This window comes from Enterococcus sp. DIV1316a, assembly GCF_050536915.1.
Classification (GTDB): domain Bacteria; phylum Bacillota; class Bacilli; order Lactobacillales; family Enterococcaceae; genus Enterococcus; species Enterococcus faecalis.
This window is the reverse complement of sequence record NZ_CP172913.1, coordinates 415,825-440,780: the sequence shown is the minus strand read 5'-3', so window position 1 is coordinate 440,780 and position 24,956 is coordinate 415,825. Positions and strand designations below refer to the sequence as shown.

The window sequence follows — 24,956 nt, the reverse complement described above, 5'->3', positions numbered from 1 at the left end:
ACATTGGTTTTGGTACCATTCTAAACAACATGACTCTAAAACCAAGCGATGGAGCAGGTTGGTCTGCTATGAGTTTTGGTACCATTCTAAACAACATGACTCTAAAACCTATAATGCCTGTGAGTAGCGTGTGTGTGCGTTTTGGTACCATTCTAAACAACATGACTCTAAAACCCCGTCTGTAATACACGTAACAACAAGCCAGTTTTGGTACCATTCTAAACAACATGACTCTAAAACGGATCCATATTCTGATATGTACAGAGGGATGTTTTGGTACCATTCTAAACAACATGACTCTAAAACAACTTCTTTCCCGCAAAACGGACAATAGTTGTTTTGGTACCATTCTAAACAACATGACTCTAAAACATACGTGCGTTCTCAATTACAATGTTGTCAGTTTTGGTACCATTCTAAACAACATGACTCTAAAACCTCGGAGAATTATTTTTTTCCAAAGTTCCGTACTCGCATCACTTATCCATAGCTAGATTTCAGTTTAGAATGAACCACTAATCAGTAACAATTTAAGCTTTTTCATAACTCAAATAAAAGTTTTCGTCCAAAATATATTGGAATCTGTTCTGGACCACCCTTTGTTCTAAAAACAGGACATCCACATTATTTAAAGAGATATATTCTACCACTTGTTGCACTTCATCCTCTGTCAAATACGTACACGCATTAATAAAAATCAATAATTTTTTCTTTGATAAATAACGATGTACTTGTGTAATTTCCATAACTTTTTCAAAAATCGTATCACTCGTTGTTTCGATTTTGATTCCAAGAGCTTTGAAAAGTTCCTGCACAGTGATGCCATCTTCTTCCAAATCCATTTCATGTTCCAACAATTCATAGCCAATTAATTGACTAATTGTTCCAGTTAACTTCTCAATCATTGATTTGACTTCTGGTTTATCATTTAATTGTGCTTCTAAATCCCCATAGATTAATTTCAGCGTGGCAGCCGAATTAACGTCATAGCCTAAAATATCCGTAACAACAAATAATTCCGTTGGTTTCAGCCCTTTTTGTTGCGCATCAAATAGTTTTAACTCATTTTCCCCATCATATTGATAAATTAACTTCACTAGATGGGCAAAGGTTTGAACGTCTTTAATCGTTAAAAAGGTGGCTTTTTCAATTTCAATGGGTTCTTCCAATAAAGAAAAATTAACTCTCATCTATTCTTCTCCTAAAAAGACAATCCGTTCATCTGAATTAGCAACTCGATTGTCTTGTTCTCCATGCAAATAAATCATTCGAGAAAATTGTTTTTCTGTTACATTTAATAGTGTAATTAGTCCTCTTTGCGGATTATTCTGCTTTAAGCGAGCCAACATTGCTTTATTAGCAGTATCATTCAACAAAATTTTGCTGTAAACCGAAAATTGATGCATAATAAATCCTTCATTAATCAAAAATTTCCGGAACTTCCGATACGCTTTCCGGTCACTGGCTGTGTCCGTTGGCATATCAAACATTAATAATAGACGCATATATCGATAACTCATATCCCAAACTCTGGAACTCCTTCCTCCTCTTGATTCAGAACTTTTACTACATGTTTTGTATAATCGGTAGCAATATTGGTTAAAAACATTTGTTTTTTCTTGTACATATACGTATTCATAAACAAAGCAAATAACTTACGTTTCATTATCGGAAATGCTTCTTTTCTATTCTCATAAATGATTTGATCTACCAATGGACGAAAAGGCTCCATAAGATCACTTGCTAAGTTAAAGTCATTAAATTGGTTGGCATGTTTTAGTCCTAGTTGTGTAAAACAACCTGTCTGGACTAACTCTCGAGCAAAAATACTTAATAACAACGTATAACCATAATTTAAACCAGCATTAATGTCATTTTCTTGTTCACGTGTAAAATCATTGCCGAAGAGAGTATTAAAATAACTTCGAGCTGCATGACCTTCTCGATTGGCTGGATCAAACAGACGTAATTCAGCGCGCATAGCTAACAAAGCAGCAGCCTTTTGACCATAGTCTCGTTGCGCTAAGTGTAAACTCTGATTGGTGATTTTTTGTGCAATGATCGCTGTCCAAACTTGACCTTTTCGTTCTTCCGTCCAAGCCAACTGGCGTGTCAATTGCAAGCTACTATCATGCCGTCCATAAAAGGGCAAAATTTTACCAATTGGCAAACGCTTATCATCGCAAAATAACACTAATATTTTTTCATCAATTAATCGTTTTAATAGCATCGTGGTTAACGAAATGTCCGTTGTTTCCAACAACAAAACATCAATCTCAGACAAATGAATTAATTCTTGGTGATCAATTGCTTTAAAAACAAGATGATTGTTTTTATAGGATAATTTTGAATGCTTGTTAACCACTACCGTTCGCCAGCCCATCTAGTCGACAACCTTTCTGCGTGTTTCATACAGTCCCGTAGTCGATTGGTAAATGATAGTGGCATCAAAAATTTCTTTGATTGACGTGTAGCGTGCTCGCTCAATGTCTTTTTGGAAAAATTTAAACGTACTTGGTGCGCCCATCGCATTAAACTGCATAAGTTGGATAAAGGATGCCGCAATCTCTTTCACATCTGCTGTTTGATTTGCTTCAAAAAGTTTCACAATTTGCTGGACTTTTGACTTGGCTAATGTATGCACTTCAGCAAAGTCAACCACTCTCTCTAAAATCTCTTGAAATTCTGGTTGATGTTGTTCTACATAAGCCAAACTTTCTGATTGATTTGGTAACAAACATTGTTTCGCATGGTACAGTAATGTAAGTAAATGTTCAGGTAAAACCATCTGGTTCCCTTTTTGTGCTTCTTTAGCGCTGGCTAATAAGCGCCGGCGTCCCTCTGGAAATTCATACAGTGTATACTTAGGCAATTTCATTAATACACGAGGCCGTAGGAAGCCTTTCTCCTCTAAAAAAAGAATAGGATTTTGTTCAAACCTTGTTTTTTCCATAATCGTAATGCCCAGTATCTCCTGTTTAATAAGAGGTTTTTTACCTTTTTCATGCGTGAATAGCACTGTATAAGCAACTATAGGACTATCAAAACCGCCATATTTTTGGGGATCCAAACCATTTTTGACAGGAATCAATTTATTCGATGGTCCTTTGGGTTTAATCGACTCTTTTGAAAAACCGCCTTTTTGCACTTCTACTTTTTTGACAATATTCATTTGATGGTAATTTAATTCTTTTTTGATAGTTTTTAAATAACTGTTACTCCAAAGAATTTCGCCATCCTTCGTGAACCGTGGTTCATCTTCCGTGAAAAAGCGCAGCAAATTTGTATAAATTATAGCCTTCGCCGTGGCTTTATTTTCTTTAAAGGTCTGGAACTTAGGATATTCTCCGTAAACAAATTCTGGTGCTAAATTAGGATAAACTTTTAATAACGTGGTTGCGACCACACAGTTTAAATAAGCATCTTGTCCATGGTGATAATCATTCACTTCACGAACTTTATACAAGCCAAAAATCGAACGAAATTGGCTCGTTAAACTAGCTTTCAAGGTGATGATTTGGACTTTTTTCTCTTTTGAATTAGCATTGTAGCGTTGATCTAAGATCCCTGCAACATTTTTGGTAATTTGACGAGTTTCTACTAATTGTCGTTGGATAAAATGCGCTTTGTCTTCGAGAGTCAAGCCACCTTGCTCCCCCTTGGTCAGACGTTGGAATTTCCGTTGACTAATTAAGCCAGCAGCATATAATTTCTCCCAATAAGCTTTCATATCCTTAACAACTTCCTTGCTAGGTACATCATCGGATTTCCCTCGATTTTCAGTAGAGCCCACTAAAACTAGGTTATCCAATGAATCGTCTTTCATAAAGCTTTGTGGGATAATATGATCAATATCATAGTGAGATAAACGATGAAGCGATAATTCATCTCCCGTGTACATATCTTTACCATTTTGCATATAGTAAAGGAAAAGACGGGTATCTCGTAACTGTTCATTAGTCGTTGGTTGTTCTTTTAATAAATTGCTGCCGATTTCGGCCATTGCTTTTTCAACTATTTTCAAGCGTTGGATGGATCTTCTCTTGCCAGTGCTAGTCGTTTGATTTTCACGTGCCATTTCGACAACAATCCGCTTGGGCGCATAACCCATAATCGCGACTAGTTCATCGACAATTTTTAAACTTTGATAAATTCCTTTTTTTATTGCTGGACTACCAGCTAATTCATTGACAGTTTCACTTAATGTTTCTTCATGTTCACTGGACTGTGCTTTTTGAATAGCATTTTTAAAAGATAATTGTGAATCATTAATCAGTTGCATAAAATTGCGATTATAGTGTTTTGAGACCCCGTCATCTTTAATTAAATAGCCCAAAATTGTTTTACCCGATTCTTTATCGTAGATACCATTGATTAATTTCTTCGACAATCTTCCCCAGCCAGTGTAGTGCTTGCGTTCTAATTTTTTTAGTACTTCTGCTGAGAACTGCCCTTTGAATGTGGAAAGTTGCGTCCGAATTCGTTGCCGATCTTCAAAAATAGTTAAAATTTTTATGATATCTTCCAATTTTTCGGCATTATCTGGGTGGTCTAATTCTGCTCTTGTCAAACCACATTTCAGTAAATCCTGATACGTGCTAAAACTAGCATTAAATTGGTCTTCTTCAAGTCCACTAAGCGTGACAATCTCCGTATTATATTCGTTTCGATAGAATTGAATTATATCCTTTTTCTTAACTTTTCGACGCGTCTTAAACAGATAATCAAAGATTTTTTCTTTTTCCTTACCTGAAAAATTGGCTTTGATTCCTCGATCATCCGTATAAGAAATCTTGGTCAATTCATTAAATACCATAAACTTTTCATATAACAAACTATGTTTCGGTAAAACTTTTTCAGAAGGTAAATACGTATCAAAATTGGTCATTCGTTCAATAAAGGCTGTCGCTGATTGGTCCAAATCAACGGTTTCTTGAAGGTTCCAAGGACGAATTGGTTCCTCACTTTGACGTTTTAACCAAGCGAAGGTACTTGCATCTCCTTTTGATAATGGTCCGACATAATAAGGAATTCGAAATGTAACCAGTTGTTCAATTTTTTCTTGATTTTCTTTTAAAAATGGATAATAGGCCGCTTGACGATGAATGATTGCTTGTAACTCAGCCAAATGAATTTGATGAGGAATCACCCCATTATCAAAGGTCCGTTGCTTTCTTAAAAAGTTTTCTTGAGCAATTTTTTCTAAAAAATATTCTGCTCCAGCAATATCTTGAATGATTTTCTTAACATACTGGTAAAATTTAAGCTGTGAAACCTTACCTGCGTGTGCAATGTAGCCTGCATAGCCGTCTTTCTGTTCATTTTTAAAGAGATTATCATATTCGTCTGGACAATTTTCACGAATAAATCGTTTGAATTTTTTTAAATCTTCTTGGTGTTCTGTAAAACGGACAATCATGCTAGAAGATAATTTCGCGTGACTTTTTTTATCCGAATCTGCTAAAATCGTTGATAATTCAACTGCATCGTACACATTTTTAGCAGCTAAAAACACGTCACTATATTCATCCCCAACCTTTGCTAAAATGCCTTCTAAATCTTCTTCATAGCTTTCACTAGCGTAGGTTATTTTGGCTTCTTCTTCCAAACCAAAAACTTTTTTAAAGTCAGCTTTATTCCCTACCATTAGCTTTAAGAACTGACCAAATAAGCCATTAGCTTTTTCTTGAGGAAATTGTTGTAAGACTTTTTCAGATTTTTTAGTCCGAGAAGCTTTTTCAGTCAACTCTTCCTCAATCAAGACAGATTCAGGTAATGGCGCACTAACTAAGCGACTCTCTCCATTCACAAAGGTTTGGTTATAAATGATCATAAATTGTTGAAATTGTTCTTTAACAGAAATATTTTCTGTACTTAATTTTCCTTCAATTAAAAAATGTCCACGATATTTGACAATATGTGCCAACGCCAAATAAATTAGTCGTAAATCTGCTTGCTCAGATGAATCTGCTAATTTTTTGCGTAAATGGTAGATTGTCGGATACGTTTCATGGTAAGCTACTTCATCTTCCAACTTAGCAAAAATCGGATGTCTGTGCCACTTCTTATCTTCAGGCACTAAAAAACTCTCTTGTAAACGAGCAAAAAAGTTTTCATCCAAATCTGTCATCGCTTCTTCAAAAAAAGCTTGTAAGTAGCGTAAACGATTCCGTCGACGACTAATTCTTCGTCGTGCTGTTCTTTTTAATCGGCGATCTTCGGCTGTATGCCCTTCTTCAAATAAACGCACACCCCAAAAATTTTTCTTGATTTTCTTTTTTTCAGTGTTTCCATAAATAGGCATTTTTTTCTTCACCAACTGATAGTCTTCTGTCATAACTGCCCAGCCGACAGAATTAGTCCCTATATCCAGACCAATAACGTAGTCTTTCTTCATTTTATTTCCACTCCTTTTTTTAAATTACTACTTGAATGATTTTTATTCTATGCTATAATTTAGTTAAGTTCTTTTGGGACTATTCTAAACAACATAGCAAGTTAAAATAAGGTTTTAACCGTAATCAACTGTAAAGTGGCGCTGTTTCGGCGCTTTTTTTGTTTACAACCAGAAAGTAATCGCTTTCAAATTAATCAAACTGAATACCGCTACTTAAAGTTTACCATTCTTATTTTCTTAAAAAAAGGGGTATTTATAGTTTTTGTAAACTAATAGAATTATATACATAACAAAAATAACATTATCTATTTAAGAATCTCTTACCTTAATTTCTTTACTTTCCTTAAAATAACGAATCTATATTTATTGTATGGTAATATCTTTTACTATTTGTTGATGTTGTCAAACTTTACATGGCAAAAAAGGCAAAACACAGTGCGTGGTTAACTGTGTTTTGCCTTTTTAATTACGACTATTGAAACAATCCTTTAATTTTATCAAACAAACCATCGGTCGTTGTATCAGCTAACATCGCTGTAATTTTATGATAGTGTTCGCCTAATTCATCTTTATGTTCTTCAATGAATTGTTGCGCATGTTCCACGTTGCCTTCTCCAATTAAATCTTTTGCTTTTTGAACTAATTCTTCTACGTTCATCTTCACACGTCCTTTGATTAAATAGTTAACAATAAGTGTTTCACTCATTGCCTTTTCTCCTATTTATCGTATCGTGGGATCCTTTGATTTGCAAGAAATTTTCAGTAAATTGACGGTTCTGATTTTGGGTTTTTAAAAGGCAAAAATTGCAAAAAAAAGCTGTTTTCGAAAATCGAAAACAGCTTTTTTACTTTACTTCGCTAAACGATAAATCGCATCTGCATAAATAGCAGCTGCTCGGAATAAGTCATCTAATTCCATAAATTCGTTGGCTTGGTGCATTGTGTCTGTGTAGCCAGGGAACATTGCGCCATAGGCAACACCACGTTTTAATAAGCGGCCATAAGTACCGCCACCAATGATTTGTTCTTGGCCTTTTTCGCCTGTATGGTCTTCGTAAACTTGTAGTAACGTTGCCACCAATGGATCATCAACTGGTACATAATGCGGTTCTTGGTTGCGATCTCCTTGTGTTGCAGTGACCGTTTCACCGACTGTTGCTTGAACTTTTGCTTGTAATTCTTCTGCTGAAGTTCCTTTTGGATAGCGGAAGTTTAATGTTACTAAGCTATTTTCAGGATTTTCTGGATCAAAGTTAACAATCCCAGCGTTCATTGTCAATTTACCCATTTTTTCGTCTTCAAAAGCCACACCTAATTTTTCGCCATAAAAATCTTCATGGATAAATTCAGCAATGGTATTAATAAAGCTGTATGCGCCTTCTGCAAAGCTGTAATCATTTAAGAAAGTTGCCAAGAAAGTCGCTGCGTTAATTCCAGATTGTGGGCTAGCACCGTGAGCACCTTTACCAACTACATGGAAAGTCACTGTTTTATCTGAAAGTTCTGCGTTACCTGAAATTTTTGCTTCTTGTTTGATGAATGTTTCAAAGCTAGCAGCTAGTGAAGCCGCTTCGTCTGCTGAAGCAGCCGTTACAACAGCATCTGCTGTTCCCGGAACCATGTTTTCACGTAAGCCAGATTTGAAGCTTTCTAATTTATAATCAGCACCGTTACCGCCTCGGAAAGTTAAACGAATCGTCACATTTCCTTTTTCCCCATTGATAATTGGGAACTCAGCATCTGGTGAGAAACCAAAATCTGGCGCTTCTTCATGTTGGAAATAGTAATCCATATCGCCCCAGCCGCTTTCTTCGTCACTTCCTACTACGAAACGGATTTTTTTAGACACGGGTAAGCCTAATTCTTTGATAATTTTCATTGCGTAATAAGCAGCCATACTTGGGCCTTTATCATCGCTTGCACCACGTGCATAAATTTTGCCATCTTTAATGACTGGTTCATAAGGATCTGTTTCCCAACCATCACCAGCAGGAACAACGTCCATATGACCAAAAATCCCTAACGTTTCGTCGCCTTCACCATATTCAATGTGTCCAGCGTAATTGTCGACATTTTTCACCGTAAAGCCATCACGTTCACCATACGCTAACATGTGTTTTAAGCCAGCAACTGGCCCAGGTCCAAAGGGCGCTTCAGGTGTTGCTTGTGCATCATCACGTTCACTGTTGATCCGTAATAAGTTTTGTAAATCTTCTAATAAGTCGTCTTTACGTGCTTCGACTTCTTTTGTCCAATCAATTGTCATTTGTTGTCACTCCTATTCATAAAGTTCTACATAGTCAATCATACCATTTTATGCAGAAAAAGAAAGAAACCCGACACTATTTTTCGAGAAAATTTTTATCTTTTCCGCAGAAAGGGCTGGGTTTTTGTTTATTTTAATTGAGGTATGATTGTTTAGGTTGTAGTTGTTGCAATTCGGCTTCTGTTAAGGGCCGATATCCCCCTAGTTCTAACGTTTCATCCAACCATAGTTCGCCCATTCGTAATCGTTTTAAATACGTCACAGGTTTGCCTACAGTGGCTAACATCCGTTTGACTTGATGGAATTTCCCCTCTTGAATCACTAAACGGACTACGGAAGTCCCTTCTTCCTCATTGATCGTCTCAATGACTAAACGACTTGGTTTAACTATTTCTCCATCTTTCAAGGCAAATCCTTGCGCAAACAGTTGACAATCTTCCGCTGTCACAAGTCCCTCAACTTCAGCTAAATATTCTTTATCCACATGCTTTTTGGGTGATAATAATTGATGCGCTAACTGGCCATCATTTGTTAATAGAAGCAAGCCTTCAGTATCTTTATCCAAGCGACCAACTGGGAACAAGTCGGCACGATAATCCTGATCAGTTAACAAGTCAATTACCGTTTCATCTCGCTGATCTTCCGTCGCAGAAATGACACCTTGTGGTTTATGCAACATGTAATAAAAGAATTTCTGATACGTAAGAATTTCTCCCATCAAGGCAATTTGATCTGTTTCTTCATTTACTTGTGTTTTGGCTTCTTTTACGACGTCACCATTCACCGTAACGACTTTTTTCTTTAACAATTGTTTGATTTCTTTACGACTACCGATACCAACATCGGCTAAAAATTTATCTAAACGCATCGTCATTCCTCTTTCCTTTAAAAAAATAGCTTGGGACATAAATCGAATCGATCGATGTCTCAAGCCTTGTCTCTTAAGAGAATCTGCTGAAAAGAGTTCAATCAGCTATTATTTAATATTGAATTTTGCACGTAATTTTGCGGCATTTTTCCCTAATAAACGATCAGCTAAGCGAATCTTCAAGACCGAATAGCCATAAAAAGCGCCTCCTGCAGCAGCCACAATTACAACGATAATGAAGGCTTGGAAACGTCTAGTTGGATCTAAAAATAGATACAAGAACTGACGGAAAATCAAAGCGATAATCATCATGATGACTGTAATACAGAACATTAACAATGTTCGCCGTAAGGTTAATTTGTAATTAAAACGTGTCACTTGACGAATTCTTCTTAGAATCAATACGCAAGAAACCGTAAAGCCAATCATCGTTGCTAATAACGGACCGTAAACTTCAAATAAACGGATTGCGGGGAATTGCACGATTAATTTCACTGCTAAACCAATTCCTAAATAACGCATTGCGTCACGATTTTCATACATCCCCATCAACATATTTGACACTAACATATACAAGCCCAAGAATAAACTAGCGTAACAAGCTTGCACTAATAAAGAAGTGCCTAAAGCATCTGGCATGTAAAAAACAGTGTATAGTGGTTGCGCTAAAACAATCATACCGAATGTTGCTGGCAACATTACAAACACAAAAAGTTGTAAATTATTACTAATCAAACGCGCTAACTCACGGTGATTTTTTAAGGTGACCGCTTCTGTAATCAACGGTAATCCAGTAGCCGAAATCGAAGTCGCTAAAGCCACGACAATCATGGTTAATTTGTCCGGATTAGCATTAAAAATACCGAAAAGCTCTCGTAATTGGGTATCTGAATAATCCGTAAACAAACGCATAAAGTTTGAGAAAGTAAACTGATCGACAAGTTTAAAGACCGTCACTCCTGAGCCAACTACGATAAAAGGAATCGCCTCTTTAAAAGTTTCAATCAATAACTCTTTTGGGGCAATCTCATGTTCATTGGCGCTGTGTTCTTCTAAATAATCAAATAATGGTTTTTGTTTGTACATGTAATAACCTAAAACCGCAAAACTTGCGAGCATCCCAATAAATGCCGCAAAAGTGGCTTGAGTCACCGCCGTAACGTAATTACCTTCAAAGACTTTCATGATAATAAAGGCGGTTAATAACATGTAAAAAACTCGTGCTACTTGTTCAACAATTTGTGATAAAGCAAAGGGCATCATTTCTTGATTTCCTTGGAAATAACCGCGAATGACACTCATGCTTGGGAAAACTAAAACGGCTAAACTTAATGAACGCATTGTTGGAACTAATTCAGGACCTCCGCCAGACAAAGCTGCTAATGCCGGAGATGCCAAATACATCACAATAGCAAAAACCACACCTAAGCCACCCATTAGTTGTAAGGCACGATAAAAAAGCTGTCGACTAATTTTATATTCGTTCAATGAATTATAATGCGAGGTCTGCTTGGCAATCGCACCTGGAATTCCGGCGGTAGAGATCATTAGGAATAAGGCATAAATCGTATACCCCATTGAAAACAAACTGTTCGCTTCGTTTCCGTGCTCGCCCATCCAAGCGTACCAGGGGATGATGTAAATCGCCCCTAACATGCGGGAGATAATATTACTAGCTGTCATCCAAGCTGAGCCTTTGACCATTTTTTCTTGGTTCGTCAGGATTGGTTGATCAACTGAATTTGGTTGATTGATCATTTTGTCCTCCAATATTCTTTGAGTATGCTTTCTTTATTTTAATTGTTCATCTTGGGATATGCAACGACTTTCTCGAAGAATTATCCTATTTTAACATTTCTCATGGATTTTCTCACGCTAACGAGATGGTTTTTTTAAAAGAAAAATAATGCTATAATGACATCAGTTTTGAAATTTCGTTGAAACGTTTGGAGGCAAAAAAAGTGACGATTTCATTATTCGCAATTCGCGATTGCTTAGAAAAAGAAGATTTATTAAAAGAATTTATTTCACCAGAAGGCTGGCACTTGACTCTTTCCGACACGTTAGGTCAACGAGAAGTAACGGCTCTTTCTTACGATTCGAGAGACGTAACAGCAGAAACACTCTTTTTTTGTAAAGGATTAAACTTTAAAGAAATCTATTTAGAAAATGCTGTAAAAGACGGCCTAGAAATCTATGTTTCTGAGGTGCCTTATGAGGTTCCGGCGCAACTAGGAATTATCGTGACTGACATTAAAAAAGCAATGGCTGTGTTAAGCATGGCTTTTTATGATTATCCACAAAATAAATTAAAACTGATTGGCTTTACTGGAACCAAAGGTAAAACAACAGCAGCTTATTTCACCAAATATATTTTAGATGTTGCTACACAACAAAAAACAGCTTTGCTTTCTACCATGAATTCGACATTAGATGGCAAAACATTCTTTAAATCTGCCTTGACTACACCCGAATCTTTGGACTTGTATCGAATGATGGCAACCGCTGTTGCTAACGGGATGACTCATTTTATTATGGAAGTTTCTTCCCAAGCCTACAAAACTAATCGTGTCTACAAGTTATTTTTTGATGTCGGCATTTTTTTAAACATTACACCCGACCATATCAGTCCAATTGAACATCCAACCTTTGACGATTACTTTTATTGCAAACGTCAATTGATTACACATTCTAAAGTCATTGTGTTGAATCACGAAGCTGATTATTTTCCATTACTTAAAGAAACTGCACAACAGCAAAAAGTCCCAGCCATTGTCTATGGCAGTCAGCCGGCTCCAGAAGTTGACTATTCATTCGCTGTTTCTTCAGAGGATTCCTTACGTTTTATCGTTGAAAGTCCTGCAGATGCGTTAGGATTAGCCGGCTCTTATCACCTTCGTTTAGGTGGTGATTTTAACAAAGGTAATGCGTTAAGTGCGGCGATTGCTAGTGTCCTTGTGGGAGCTTCAAAAGAAGAGTGTCAACAAGGAATCGCAGCAACCACCGTCCCTGGCCGGATGGAATCTTTAACGAATACCAACGGTGCAACCGTCTATGTTGATTACGCTCATAATTATGACAGTTTGAAGAATCTTTTAACCTTTGTCCGTGAAGAACATCCTGACGGCCGCTTAATTGTTCTTGTCGGTAGCACGGGAGACAAAGCGATTTCTCGCCGCAAAGACTTTGGTAGGGTTCTTTCTGAATTGGCTGATGTTGCAGTCCTAACAACCGATGACCCAGCCAGTGAAGATCCAGCAAAAATTTGCCAAGAAATTCAAGCCCATATTACTAAAGAAATGCCTGTTTACACCGTTTTAGATCGTGGCGAAGCAATTGCTCACGCATTATCTTTAAGCACAACGGCTGATGATGCGATTGTCTTAGCTGGTAAAGGCGCCGACCTTTATCAAAAAGTAAACGGCGTAGATGAACCTTACGCAGGAGACTTTGCCCTTGCGAAAATGATTATTGACAAATAATTTTTTAGAAGCATAAGGATTATCACTTACTATCTCAGTATGATCCATTCTTATGCTTCTATTTTTTATTCTTTGTGTGTGAACATTTGCTATAATAATTCTAACTAAAAATAAAGGAGAATTTATTCATGGATATTTGGAAAAAAATGTATGAATACGCAAAGAAAGAATACCATCCTCAAGAAGTAACACCATTTATTTACACACACCATGTCGTCTGTGCCCTAGAGGCAGAAGATGGACAATTATTTACCGGCTTTTGTTTTGAAAGCTGTTGTGGTGTTCTAGATTTATGTGCAGAACGAGTTGCCGCTTTGAATATGTATGCCGATAGTGGACAGACAGTGATTAAACGAATTATTACTTTTCGGGACGATGTTCCTAATGGAATTTCTGGTATGCCTTGTGGTGCTTGTAGAGAATTATTGCTCCAGCTTTCTCCTAAAAATGCTGATACAGAAATCTTAGTTGATTATCAAAAACGAGAAATAGTTCGGTTAAAAGAGTTAATGCCTAAGTGGTGGGGTTGGTCACGTTATACTAATGACTAAAGAATAAAATTAGCTATTTCAAGATAATAAGATGTTAATTTTGTAGTCCTCTCTATTATCAATTACTGGCATTCATTTTTAGTTACACACAAGAAAAAAACAAGCTGCAACCACTTATTAGCAAAGGTTGCAGCTTGTTTTTTAAAGAACTTCTTTTATTTTCGTTACTTCTTCTTCTGATAAGCCATGACCGCCATCCACTAGTAAAAAGTCGACTGGAAAATGTTTCTTTAATTGATTAGCTAAAGAAAGAACTTGTCCCGGAATACTCAACTCATCCTGAGCCCCTGTTGTGACAATCACTTTTGTCGCAAACTCACCAGATACATATTGATAGCCTAAATTGCTTGGATGCAGTAAAATAACAGTGTTAGCAATAGTTGGGTTCTTTTCTAACAGGCCTAAAATAAAATTGGCACCGTTAGAGTACCCTATAAAAATAACTTCATCGTATAACTTTTGCGGTTGCCAAACTTCTTCTAGAAACGCCGTCACTCGCTCATCAAAGTTAGCACGAGGTAATGCTCCATTGACTAATGGCGCAAAAAAGCGTCGCTGTTCGCCTACACCTTCTGTCCCTAAGTAACTTAGAACACTCGCTTCTGGGTAAAGGGTTGCGATGGTGGTTAATAATTGATATTCATTGCCACCAGTACCATGGAAAGCGACAACTAATTGATTAGGTTTCGACCCTTTTTGAAAAAATTGTTTCATTTAATAAACCTCCAAGAAAGGAATTTTACTATGTATGCACAAATTCATCACATCTCTATTTTAAATCGATTGATAAAGCCTACATTTGACTTCTATCATAATACACTGGGATTAAAATTACTAATGAAAACGATCAACCAAGATGACCACACCATGTATCACTTGTTTTTCTCAGATAATGAGCAACGAACAGGTACCGAATTAACTTTTTTTGAATTGAATGATGGCCAAGATCAATCCTTTGGGACAAATACAATTGAACGAACTATTTTAAAAGTACCAACGCGCGCCTCTTTGGATTTTTGGGCAGAACGTCTTGAGCAAGCGGGTATCTGCCACTATGGTGTGGAAACATTTAACCAACACCCAATTTTGCGTTTTGAAGCGCCCGATAATACACAAATGGCGCTTGTTCCGTTACGTGAATTTGAAAATGCGGAAGATTATTTTCCAGCTGAGCATGCTGAAATTCCAGTAGAACATGCAATTTTAGGCATTGATGCAATTCAATTACGCGTCCAATATGCCGCAGCTACCAAGCAACCTTTAGTGGATTATTTACATTGGCATGAAAAAGAAACAGTGCCTTTTTTTGAAACTGCGCATGAAGTAACCGTTCTGGAAAATCATCATCCACAGTTTTATCAAGAGGTGCACATCATTGATGACCGTACCAATCCGCTTGCCATTGAAGGAATTGGTGGCGTTCATCACGTCGCCTTTGGGGTGGAAGATACGCAAGAATTAACGCAAGTTGATAGCCTATTGGATGAAAAGAATTTTACAAACTCAGGGATTAAAGACCGTGAATTTTTCAAATCATTGTATTTTAGAGAACCGAACCACTTATTATTTGAAGTAGCCACACAAAAAGGCCTGCTAGATGCCGAAGCCTATGAAAATCAAAGTTCAAACTTTGATGAAATCCCCCTTTATTTGCCTCACTTTTTGGCAGATCAAAGAGAACGAATCGAAGCGATTTTAGCACAACAACGCCATGAGTAAACAAAAATAGCGGTTAGGACCGCTATTTTTGTTTTTTAATATCCTATTATTGCCCTTTTTTGAAAAAAAGGAGTACACTAATAGTAGATGAACTGCGCAAGGAGGTGAGTACATGTTATCTAAGGAAGAAGTTCTACACTTATTGAACGAAGCAAAAAAAGAAGTCGATCGTTTAGAAACAAACCGCCAAGAAGATTTAGGTAATTCAATCAACTATATTGAAAATGAATTACAGCTCCAACGTGTCTTATCTCAAGTGGAAGCTTATGAAAAAGTACTTGGTTAATTGATTACGCATTAAATGAGAGAGGAGCAACCAGATTCAGGTGAATGAATCTGGTTGCTCCTCTCTCATTTTTTACTAGACTAATTCGTAAGCAAGTTCTCGTGCAATAATTTTTGCGGTTGTTTCAGCGATTTCTCCAGTAAAGCCAATGCATTGTTCCATATGTTCAGGTGAACCCATCGTCATTTTACTTGTCAAAATACTGCAGCAAACCACTCGATGCTTTTGTCGAAAACTTTGATGCAATTCGTTGGCTAAAGCCATCGTTTTATTTACTTGTTCTCCTTTGGCTTCTGTCCGACCAAAAAAGTAGCCCAGACACATAACCCCGCCTGAAAGAGCACCACAAATACACTTCGCTCCTCCAACACCTACAGGAAACCCAGAAGCCATGGCCACAGCTTCAATGGGAATCTCCGCATCGAAGTGTTGCCGAATGGTCGCCACAATCGCTTCCGAGCAATAAAAATCACCGTTACGATAATAGGCTTCCGCTTCTTCCCTGATTGCTTGTAAACAAATTCTCTTTTTCAAAATGCCCTCCATTCTGTATCCGCTTTCATTTTATGAATAAAAGGATGCCAAGCATCCCTTTATTTTATAGATTTTCTGCAGAGGTAAATACTTCTGACACATCATCATCGTCTTCTAACTTGTCAACCAAGCGCTCTAATTGCGCTTTTTGTTCATCGTTCAAGGTTAGTAAGGTTTGCGGAACCATTGTTAATTCAGCTTGTGCTAATGAATAACCTGCTTGTTCTAAAGCATCGCGAACCGCTGTAAAATCTTCTGGTGCTGTGTAAATTTCAAATACTTCTGGTGATGTTTCTAAATCCTCGCCGCCTGCTTCCAAAACGACTTCTAGCATGTCGTCTTCCTCAATTGCATGATCTTCTCGCTTAATGACAATATAGCCTTTACGATCAAACATATAATTCACCGAACCCGTTTCACCTAAAGAGCCACCATTTCGAGTAAACGCGACGCGAACATTGGTGGCCGTTCGGTTGCGGTTATCTGTTAGTGCATGAACTAAAACTGCCACGCCACCTGGCCCGTATCCTTCATAAGTTACCTCGTCATAATGTTCCCCTTCACCAGCACTACTGGCTTTTTTTATGGCGCGCGCAATATTATCATTGGGCATATTGGCTGACTTAGCTTTATCGACTGCTAAACGTAAAGCAGGATTCATTGCGGGGTCAGGGCCACCTGCTTTTGCCGCCATATAGATTTCCCTTGAAACTTTTTGGAAAATTTTCCCACGTTTGGCATCTTGCGCATTTTTACGCCCTTGAATGTTGCTCCATTTGCTGTGTCCTGACATCCTTGATTCCTCCTGACTTTTCGTTACTATTCTCCTTTATTCTACTCTTCTTTTCAGTTAGGAACAAGCGCTACAAAAAAAAGACCCTCGCTTATCCACCTTTCTGACGAATAAACGAAGCTCTTCTAAATTAGCGTCTTCTTTTTTTATTTTTCTTCAAACCATGAACCACCAAACAAATAACGATGGCTGTCAAAGCACCCATGGCATCCAACATAACATCTTGAAAAAGAGGGGTCCTTCCGCCCGTGATCATTTGATGAAATTCATCTAAACCTGCATAGCCAGTAGCAGCTAGCCAGGAAACAACAGCTGTTAAAAACAGACCTTTGATTCTTGGCACTAATCCAATAAACCAACTACCACCTAATAGAAAATACGTACCAAAATGGGCTCCCTTACGAATAAAAAATTCAACAAATTTACTATAACCACTAGCTTGAATGCTCACTTCACTGCCAGCATATTGAAAAGAAATGTTTTTTAATTGTTCTTCAAAAGGATGACTGCTCAGAAGTTTATCTAAAAGACCAACTTGTGATTGCTGTTCATACGTCTGTGATGAACTGAAAAATAAAATGGCCATAATAACAAACGCAATGACTAAATATAAATTACTATCTTTCAAATAATTTTTCATATAATCCTCTTTTCTTGGTTTCAAGTTGCCCCGTGCCTGCCACGGAAAATTCTTTTTTATTATAGTCGGTTTCGAGGGAAAAAGAAACAACTTCTCTTAGGTCTTATGATATACTGAAAAGAAAAAAATGAAAGAAGGATTGGATATGACCTATTCTATTACATGGGATTTAGACAGTATTTTCCCCAATGGGAGCGAGTCCAAAGAACTTAGCCAACGAATGACTCAATTAACCGAACAAACAAAAGAGTACCATCAATTAATCACAGAATGGACACCAGAAAGTGCCCAAGGCAAAGAACAATTTGCTGAAATCTTAACGTTACAAGGGAAAATCTCAAATGGCTTTTCACAATGTAATAGTTTTTTAACTGCTTTAATTTCTGCTAATACTAATGATACCAAGGCCAAAATTTTATCAGGCGATTTATACAATCTGTTGCCAGCGATTCAATTAGCTGAAACCATTTTTACTAAAAAAATCACCGAGATTTCAGCAGAACATTGGCAAGCCCTGTTAGCCGAAGAACCGTTCAAAACAATGGCTTTTCGCTTAAATGAATTACGCCGTGATGGAAAAAAACTGCTTTCCGAACAAGAAGAAAATATCATCAATACGCTTTCTCTAGATGGGTTAAATGCTTGGAGTACACATTACGATACGATTGTTGCTTCCATCGTGATTCCTTTTGAAGAAAAAGATGGCTCTGTGACAGAACTATCTGCAGGCCAAGCCTTTAACCGCATGATGGGAGATCCTGACAAAGAGGTTCGTCAACGTTTGTTTACAGCCTGGGAGAAAGCTTGGAGTGGCAAAGCTTCAATTTTAGCAGACACCCTAAATCACTTGGATGGGTTCCGTTTATCTGATTACAAATTGCATGGCACTACAGATTATTTAGAAAATCCCTTAAACTATAATCGAATGAGTCAAGAAACATTAACGGTTATGTGGGAAACCATCCAAAAAAATAAACAACCATTCGTCGACTTTCTAACGCGCAAAGCGCAATTATTCGGCAAAGAAAAAATGGATTGGCAAGACCAAGATGCACCAATTATTTTAGGTGATTTAGAAGAAAAAACGTATTCCTTTGATCAAGCCGCTGCCTTTATTTTAGAAAATTTCCGTAAATTCAGTCCGAAAATGGCCGATTTTGCCCAAATGGCTTTTGAAAAAAGTTGGATTGAAGCTGAAGATCGTCCAGGCAAACGTCCTGGGGGGTATTGTACAGAATTACCTGAAACACAAGAGTCGCGGATTTTCATGACCTTTGGCAATTCAATCAACGAAGTAGCTACTTTAGCCCATGAATTAGGTCACGCTTTCCATAGTAGCGTGATGTGGGATTTACCTTCATTGAATCGAGAGTATGCCATGAACGTAGCAGAAACAGCTAGTACCTTTGCAGAATTGATTGTTGCTGACGCCACCTTAAAAGAGGCCAAATCAGACGTTGAAAAGATTAACCTTTTAGACACAAAAATGCAAAATGCCATTGCCATGTTTATGAACATTCATGCGCGTTTTATCTTTGAAAATAATTTTTATCAAGCGCGCCAAAAAGGTTTAGTAGCGGAAGAAGATATTACTGAATTAATGTTAGCGGCGCAAAAAGAAAGCTACAAAGATAGTCTTGGCAGTTATCATCCTCATTTCTGGGCGAGCAAATTGCACTTCTTTATTGATGATGTGCCTTTCTATAATTTCCCATATACTTTTGGCTATCTATTCAGCATGGGTATCTATGCGTATGCCAATCAACAAGGCAGCTCTTTTGAAGACCAATACATTGCGTTATTAAGAGACACTGCTTCGATGACAAGCGAAGAATTAGCGAAAAAACATTTAAATGTTGACTTAACAAAACCTGATTTCTGGCAAGCCGGCATTGATCAAGTCCTAAAAGATGTGGAACAATTCATGACTTTAACTGAAAACTATGTAAACTAAGCAAAAAAGAAGCAGTAACCAACATCAGGTTACTGCTTCTCTTTTTTTCAAATAGTTTCGATACGCAAGGTAGCCCACAAGCATTAGTCCAAACGTAACAAATTCAACTACGGGCATGGCTAACCAAACACCGGTTAATCCTAGTAATTTCACCAAAATAAATAAAACTGGCACAATTAAAAAGAATCCACGCAAAGAGGAAATCATTAGCGCCATTTTCGGTTTACGAACTGCCGAAAAGTAATAAATCCCCATAAAATTCAATCCTGTAAACAAGAAGGAAATCGCATATAAGCGGATGGCTGTCCTAGCAATTTGCGCCAACTGGTCGTTCCCTTCGCTATTAAAGACCTCAATAATTTGTCCCGTAAACACTTGACTGATTAAAAAAAACAGGAAGCCGGCAACCAAGTACGTAATAAAGCTAAGTTTAACAAATTTACGCAACACCTTCGTTTCCCCTAAACCATAGTATCGGCTGAGTAATGGTTGCGCCCCTTGCCCAATCCCTGTAAAAATGGCAATCACAATAATATTGAGGTTGGCAACAATCGCATAAGCTGAAATCGCCACATGACCAACTAAGTTTAACAAAACAATATTAAATAAAAACATGACAAAGGCCGAAGAAAATTCATTTAAAAAGGAAGAAAAACCAATCGACATAATTTCTCGAACATCCTGAAATTTCACTTTAAACTTTTCAAAACGTAAAACTCGTTGCGGCGACCACTTATGCAACGTAATCAGGATTAAGCTTGTTAAAGGTGACATCACCGTTGCAATGGCCGCACCTGCCATGCCCCACCCAAATTGATAAATAAAGACATAATCCAAAATAATATTGACAATTCCCCCACTGACAAAAGCAATCGTTGCCAAACGAGGATTATGGTCATTTCTTAAAAAAGTAATCAGGCAATTGTTTAAAATAAATAATAATGAACAGCTAAGGTAAATCATATAATATTCCTTTGCCAAACCAAACAAGACACCGGTCCCCTGAAGTCCCCGAATAATTTGATCGGAAAAAATCAAGCTCACTAAAGTAAAGAGACTCCCTATAACGAAAACTAACCCAATCGTTAAACTAAAATACTGATTGGCTTTTTTGATTTCTTTTTGCGCAACCGTGGTCGAAAACAACGTAGCGCCGCCAACGCCAAACATCCAACCTAATCCATTAATAATATTAACGAGTGGTAAGACAATGTTAAGCCCCGCCAACGCCTCGGTGCCGATCCCATTTGCAATGAAAAATGTGTCCGCCAAAATAAAAATTGATTGCGCCGCCATACTTAAAATTCCTAACAGAACATTTTTATAAAACAACGCAGTAAAATGGTTTTGCTGTGTTTGCTCCATACCCAAATCTCCTTCTAACAAAAAAAGGACTCATTCTTTTTGCTTCAAGGCTTACGCAAAAATCAGAATCCTTCAATTATTCAACCCAGCGATTAAATAATCTGTCTATTTATTGATACTTCTAGGGTAGCATTCTCTCTTCGAAAAAACAACCATCCTTCTATTTTTCTCATTTTAAACTTTCTTAAGCAGTTGCAGTTGTTTTTGAACCACTTGCCAATCTTCTTTCACGACTTCTTTTAAACGATAATTATAAAAGACAGCCGCTGGATGGAAGAGTGGAATGATTTGATAGGTTTTCTGCGTCCAATGATAGTTTTGTGATTGCTCATCAAATGTTTGAATGGGCGACTGAATGACCGTTCCGTGCACTGCAGTGATTGTTGGCTTTGGTCCTAAAAGTCGTTGCAACCCAATATTCCCCAGTGTCAAAATTAGTTCAGGTTGGCAAACAGCGATTTCCCAATCAAGCAAAGGCGCAAAAATTTTGATTTCTTCTTTGGTTGGCGTTCGATTAGGAAATTTGGTTACTCTTTCTCCCGTTTTTGCAATCTGCTTCGTTTTTACAGAAAAAGGCCGACTCCTAACCGCACTGGTGATATACACCGTTTCACGACTTAAGCCAACTTGTTGTAATTGTTCCATCAACAATTGACCTGAACGCCCTATAAATGGTACGTTTTCTTTAATTTCTTCTTTTCCAGGTGCTTCCCCAATCAGCATCACTTTTGGCTGTTGCGGGCCTTGCCCTTCCACAAAACCTTCTAATGGTAAGTCTTTCGCTTTAGCTAAAACTGCTTTTTTCAGATGTTCAGGATAGTGCATTTACCATCACGCCTCTTTTCTGGTGTTCTTCCTTCGCTATATTGATTATAAATAGGACCCAAAAGAAACTCAAAAAAAGGGACCTACTCATTTAGGAGCTGGTTTTTCTACACACAAAGCTTTGTCTTTAGCTAGATAAAAAGGCCGTAAGTAACCAACTAAATTAGACATTGGTAAAACCTCCGATGGTAAATCGATCTTTAATGTCTCCTTTAAATAGGCTTTGCGTGTCGCAATCCGTTGCCACATGTCTGGATAAGTTTGCTGAATCTCTTTTTGCAGTGTTTCATCAGCCAAAGCCACACATTCTTCTGCACTCACCCCTGTATAACTAGGTACAGAAGGAATAATATCCACTTGAAAGAGCATGCCACTTTCCAAGCGAATGGCTGAATCTGGATAAATAGGCGACGACATCCATTCATCATCCGAAACTAAATGCCCAGGATTCAAATGCCAGTGATAGATTTCTTTTGGTAACTGTTCTTCAATCGCTTGGTACATTTCTCGTCCTAACAGTCCGATTCGAATGGTTTCAAGCCAGTGAACGACAGCTTGAAAATAGGGTTTTGCTACGCGCTCTAAATAATCACGTTGCGCTTCTGGCAATTGCTGCTCGTTTTCAATAACAAAACCTGTTCGGCTAGACAAGCCGCCTTTGTAGCCTGTAGTTAATGATAAGGCATCACCTAACTGAATTTCTTTGGCAGTCGGATACATGTTTGCATATTCAAAACGTTGACCAGTTGCCGCAATGGTTACTACCGTCGGCGTTTGACCTTCATCATTTAACAAAGCCCCAATGTCCGTTTCACGCTGTCCTATTTCAATTGCATTTAAGGCCTTTAACATACTGCGAGAAGCCAAATTCGCCCCATATTCATAGTGCGCCAATTCGTTGGCATTATTTGTTGTGCGGGCCCCCTTTGCTCCAATCAATAAGTGGGTCCCATTTAGTAAACGAGCTTCTTTCGGCAGCGCTTTTTTCAGTGCTTCGACAATAAAATGTGGCACATCAAACATCGTAGCGGGTTCTTGCTGTTGTGTCGTAAACATTTTCCAACCAACGATACCTATTTTTTGAGCAGTTTCATCGAGAAGCGTTTCAAAAATCTGCGCCAACTTTTGTTCCCCAGCCATTGGTTGATTAGGTAGCGAAAAAGCTGGATAATGAATTAAATCGGCTGAGATGCGGGCATGTTGGCACAGTTTTAAATTTTCATTGCCTAAAATAAGTGTCGTCGCACCATCCTTATTTAACACAAGGAGTCCTTCTTCAAACCTCGGAATAAAGCCAGTTAAGTATTCAAAATTACTGCCATGCTCTTTGTCTGCATAGAAGACCAATTGATCGAATTTTTCTGTTTCCATTCGTTGTAATACTTTCTGCTTACGCGCCATCATCGTTTCATTCGTCAAATACGTTGGAAAAACATTCTCAAAAACAGTAGGTTCAGCAATATGTGTATAATTAATTTTTCGCTTCATTATTATCCTCCATTATTCATCTGCGACAATCAACGTTACGCCTGCTTGCGCTAATTGCTCACAGAATTTTTCATCAGGTCGTGTATCTGTCACTAAACAATCAATTTCTGTTAATTCGCAAATTTTAAATAAACCCGTTTTGTTTAATTTCGTTTGGTCTGCTAAGGCAATGACTTGTTTGCCTTGTTGAATCATTCGCCGTTTGACTTGACCTTCTTCTTCTGTGTGAATAAATAATCCTTGTTCAGATAACGCAAACACACCTAATAATGTATAGTCGGGGGCAAATTCCCCAACCTTAGCGACTGTTTCTGCCCCAAACAAAAAGAGTTGTTGTTTATGCAGTTGCCCAGGTAATACTGTAATTTTTGTCTGATCCATTTGCGCTAGAAGTAGCGCATGACTGAGAGAGTTCGTGATCGCGTGAATCGGACTATTTTCCATCGCTCGAATAGCTGCTTCCACCGTGGTTGATGAATCAAAAAAAATGGACGCTTGTTTGGGAATATTTGCCCAAACTTTTTGGGCAATGGCTTGTTTTTTCTCTGGATGCTTCACTATTCGTTGAGCATAATCGTAAATAGTTGCTTCAGACTGCACTGAGATAGCGCCACCGTGCGTTCTCTTTAAATGTCCTTCCTTTTCTAAACGAATTAAATCTCGCCGAATAGTATCTTTTGAAACGGAGACTTGCTCCGCTAACGCTTCCATGGAAATACTTTTTTGTTCATTCACTATTTTTTGAATCTTGGCTAAACGTTCTTCAATCAACATGCTTCCTCACCTCTTCTAAGTAAAGATAGCACCTTTTGCATCATTTTGCAAATAAATGCAAAACAATGCAAAAAAAGACAAAAAAACTAGTCCTTCATTTTCTAACGAAGGGCTAGTTTGAGAGTGGTTTTAATAGGTAAATTGAATAATCATGCCGCTAGGATCTTCTAACGCAAGTAAATGATCTTTGGCAATAAAATGTAACTTTGCTTCTTCCGCATTGGCTTGGACTATCTCTAAATCTGCCGCAGTTGGTAAACGGAAGGTGTAATTTTCTAAGCCAAATTGATTTTCTTGAATCGTTGGCAGCTGTTTGCCGCTCCATGTATTTGTCCCAATATGATGATGGTACTGACCCGCTGCAAAAAACTTCGCTTGTTGACCAAAGTTAGACTTTAAGCCAAACCCTAAGTTTTTATAGAACGTTTCAGTGGCATCTAAATCGGCCACTTTCAAATGAATGTGCCCAATTTTAGAACCTTCGGAAATTCCTAGCCAGTGACCGTCAGCTTCTGCAGCTAAACTATCACCGTCTAATTCTTCTGTCACACCGATAATTTCACCATTTGGACGAATATCCCAGACTTCTTCTGGTTTATCCCAATAAATTTCGATGCCATTATTTTCTGGATCACTTAAGTAAAGGGCTTCACTATAGCCATGATCTGCTGCGCCAATTTGCACATTTTCCTGCAAAAGCCACAGCAACATATTGCCTAAATCTTTGCGGGTTGGTAGCAGGAAAGCAATATGGTACAAGCCAGTGGTACCCTGATTTTCTTCCCCAGCTGTTAGTTCTTTTAAGACAAGAATTGCATCGTTGGTGCCTTGTGGCGCTAGCCAAGCACGTCCCTCTCCTTGTTTTAAAAGTTTTAAGCCAATTGTTTTCGTATAAAAGTTTACCATTTTATCTAAATCAGCCACTTTCAAAGTGACTTGTTGAATCCCAATATTACTTGGTAATGCTTGAACCATTTGCTTTCACTCCTCTCCTCTTCATTTTACTAAAGCAAT

At 37.8% G+C, this 24,956-nt stretch carries 22 protein-coding genes and 1 CRISPR repeat array; of the genes, 5 read left to right on the top strand and 17 right to left on the bottom strand.

Going from position 1 to position 24,956, the window contains the following annotated elements; translation table 11 throughout:
* Nucleotides 1-6 precede the first annotated feature (6 nt).
* Nucleotides 7-438: a CRISPR direct-repeat array (repeat unit 36 nt; unit sequence GTTTTGGTACCATTCTAAACAACATGACTCTAAAAC).
* A 92-nt stretch (nucleotides 439-530) separates the two neighbouring features.
* From csn2 to IGL56_RS02190, 8 genes are all read right to left on the bottom strand, one after another.
* Nucleotides 531-1,190, bottom strand: a complete 660-nt coding sequence (gene csn2 / locus IGL56_RS02225) for a type II-A CRISPR-associated protein Csn2 (protein ID WP_002364832.1) — start codon at nucleotides 1,188-1,190, stop codon at nucleotides 531-533.
* Nucleotides 1,191-1,520 (bottom strand): CRISPR-associated endonuclease Cas2, encoded by a 330-nt coding sequence (gene cas2, locus IGL56_RS02220; RefSeq protein WP_002364833.1) that lies wholly within the window; start codon nucleotides 1,518-1,520, stop codon nucleotides 1,191-1,193.
* A complete protein-coding gene (gene cas1, locus IGL56_RS02215; protein ID WP_002364834.1) occupies nucleotides 1,517-2,383 on the bottom strand; it encodes a type II CRISPR-associated endonuclease Cas1 in 867 nt (288 codons plus the stop codon). The genes cas2 and cas1 overlap by 4 nt, the downstream gene beginning before the upstream one ends.
* On the bottom strand, nucleotides 2,384-6,397 hold the full coding sequence (gene cas9 / locus IGL56_RS02210; RefSeq protein ID WP_002364836.1) for a type II CRISPR RNA-guided endonuclease Cas9: 4,014 nt from the start codon (nucleotides 6,395-6,397) through the stop codon (nucleotides 2,384-2,386).
* Between the two features lie 472 nt (nucleotides 6,398-6,869).
* Nucleotides 6,870-7,103: a hypothetical protein gene (locus tag IGL56_RS02205; RefSeq protein ID WP_002355504.1), complete on the bottom strand. Its 234-nt coding sequence runs from the start codon at nucleotides 7,101-7,103 to the stop codon at nucleotides 6,870-6,872.
* A 144-nt stretch (nucleotides 7,104-7,247) separates the two neighbouring features.
* Complete coding sequence (gene pepV / locus IGL56_RS02200) at nucleotides 7,248-8,663, bottom strand: dipeptidase PepV (RefSeq protein WP_002358655.1); 1,416 nt, start codon at nucleotides 8,661-8,663, stop codon at nucleotides 7,248-7,250.
* A 133-nt stretch (nucleotides 8,664-8,796) separates the two neighbouring features.
* Nucleotides 8,797-9,531 (bottom strand): pseudouridine synthase, encoded by a 735-nt coding sequence (locus IGL56_RS02195; RefSeq protein ID WP_002381239.1) that lies wholly within the window; start codon nucleotides 9,529-9,531, stop codon nucleotides 8,797-8,799.
* 108 nt (nucleotides 9,532-9,639) lie between these two features.
* The gene (locus tag IGL56_RS02190) at nucleotides 9,640-11,289 is read right to left on the bottom strand and encodes a putative polysaccharide biosynthesis protein (protein ID WP_002364837.1); all 1,650 of its coding nucleotides are present in this window, start codon (nucleotides 11,287-11,289) and stop codon (nucleotides 9,640-9,642) included.
* Between the two features lie 203 nt (nucleotides 11,290-11,492).
* On the opposite strand from IGL56_RS02190, the gene IGL56_RS02185 reads away from it, so the two are divergent.
* On the top strand, nucleotides 11,493-13,013 hold the full coding sequence (locus tag IGL56_RS02185; RefSeq protein WP_010711392.1) for a UDP-N-acetylmuramoyl-L-alanyl-D-glutamate--L-lysine ligase: 1,521 nt from the start codon (nucleotides 11,493-11,495) through the stop codon (nucleotides 13,011-13,013).
* Nucleotides 13,014-13,141: 128 nt separating this feature from the next.
* On the top strand, nucleotides 13,142-13,564 hold the full coding sequence (locus IGL56_RS02180; protein WP_002364839.1) for a cytidine deaminase family protein: 423 nt from the start codon (nucleotides 13,142-13,144) through the stop codon (nucleotides 13,562-13,564).
* 141 nt (nucleotides 13,565-13,705) lie between these two features.
* Here the strand turns inward: IGL56_RS02180 and IGL56_RS02175 are convergent, their stop codons facing one another.
* Nucleotides 13,706-14,278, bottom strand: a complete 573-nt coding sequence (locus tag IGL56_RS02175) for an alpha/beta hydrolase (RefSeq protein ID WP_002358653.1) — start codon at nucleotides 14,276-14,278, stop codon at nucleotides 13,706-13,708.
* 30 nt (nucleotides 14,279-14,308) lie between these two features.
* On the opposite strand from IGL56_RS02175, the gene IGL56_RS02170 reads away from it, so the two are divergent.
* Nucleotides 14,309-15,283, top strand: a complete 975-nt coding sequence (locus IGL56_RS02170) for a ring-cleaving dioxygenase (protein WP_002382960.1) — start codon at nucleotides 14,309-14,311, stop codon at nucleotides 15,281-15,283.
* Between the two features lie 112 nt (nucleotides 15,284-15,395).
* Entirely contained in the window at nucleotides 15,396-15,569 is a 174-nt protein-coding gene (locus IGL56_RS02165; RefSeq protein WP_002355495.1) for a hypothetical protein, read from the top strand.
* A 75-nt stretch (nucleotides 15,570-15,644) separates the two neighbouring features.
* Here the strand turns inward: IGL56_RS02165 and IGL56_RS02160 are convergent, their stop codons facing one another.
* From IGL56_RS02160 to IGL56_RS02150, 3 genes are all read right to left on the bottom strand, one after another.
* Nucleotides 15,645-16,115 carry a C-GCAxxG-C-C family protein gene (locus IGL56_RS02160; RefSeq protein ID WP_002384891.1) on the bottom strand — a complete coding sequence of 157 codons (471 nt, stop codon included), beginning with the start codon at nucleotides 16,113-16,115 and terminating at the stop codon, nucleotides 15,645-15,647.
* A 52-nt stretch (nucleotides 16,116-16,167) separates the two neighbouring features.
* Nucleotides 16,168-16,896, bottom strand: coding sequence for a YebC/PmpR family DNA-binding transcriptional regulator (locus IGL56_RS02155; protein WP_002361233.1), 729 nt, complete (start codon nucleotides 16,894-16,896; stop codon nucleotides 16,168-16,170).
* Between the two features lie 130 nt (nucleotides 16,897-17,026).
* Nucleotides 17,027-17,536 (bottom strand): VanZ family protein, encoded by a 510-nt coding sequence (locus IGL56_RS02150; RefSeq protein ID WP_002366143.1) that lies wholly within the window; start codon nucleotides 17,534-17,536, stop codon nucleotides 17,027-17,029.
* A gap of 127 nt (nucleotides 17,537-17,663) precedes the next feature.
* On the opposite strand from IGL56_RS02150, the gene IGL56_RS02145 reads away from it, so the two are divergent.
* Nucleotides 17,664-19,490: a M3 family oligoendopeptidase gene (locus IGL56_RS02145; RefSeq protein ID WP_002399760.1), complete on the top strand. Its 1,827-nt coding sequence runs from the start codon at nucleotides 17,664-17,666 to the stop codon at nucleotides 19,488-19,490.
* Nucleotides 19,491-19,514: 24 nt separating this feature from the next.
* Here the strand turns inward: IGL56_RS02145 and IGL56_RS02140 are convergent, their stop codons facing one another.
* The 5 genes from IGL56_RS02140 to IGL56_RS02120 all read right to left on the bottom strand — a co-directional run bounded on the left by IGL56_RS02140 (nucleotide 19,515) and on the right by IGL56_RS02120 (nucleotide 24,917).
* Nucleotides 19,515-20,855: an MATE family efflux transporter gene (locus IGL56_RS02140; protein WP_002366141.1), complete on the bottom strand. Its 1,341-nt coding sequence runs from the start codon at nucleotides 20,853-20,855 to the stop codon at nucleotides 19,515-19,517.
* A gap of 174 nt (nucleotides 20,856-21,029) precedes the next feature.
* Entirely contained in the window at nucleotides 21,030-21,680 is a 651-nt protein-coding gene (locus IGL56_RS02135; RefSeq protein ID WP_002355481.1) for a uracil-DNA glycosylase, read from the bottom strand.
* A gap of 87 nt (nucleotides 21,681-21,767) precedes the next feature.
* Nucleotides 21,768-23,168, bottom strand: coding sequence for a M24 family metallopeptidase (locus tag IGL56_RS02130; protein ID WP_010815909.1), 1,401 nt, complete (start codon nucleotides 23,166-23,168; stop codon nucleotides 21,768-21,770).
* A gap of 12 nt (nucleotides 23,169-23,180) precedes the next feature.
* Nucleotides 23,181-23,942: a DeoR/GlpR family DNA-binding transcription regulator gene (locus tag IGL56_RS02125; protein WP_002371456.1), complete on the bottom strand. Its 762-nt coding sequence runs from the start codon at nucleotides 23,940-23,942 to the stop codon at nucleotides 23,181-23,183.
* Nucleotides 23,943-24,071: 129 nt separating this feature from the next.
* Entirely contained in the window at nucleotides 24,072-24,917 is an 846-nt protein-coding gene (locus tag IGL56_RS02120; protein WP_002358647.1) for a VOC family protein, read from the bottom strand.
* Nucleotides 24,918-24,956 lie beyond the last annotated feature (39 nt).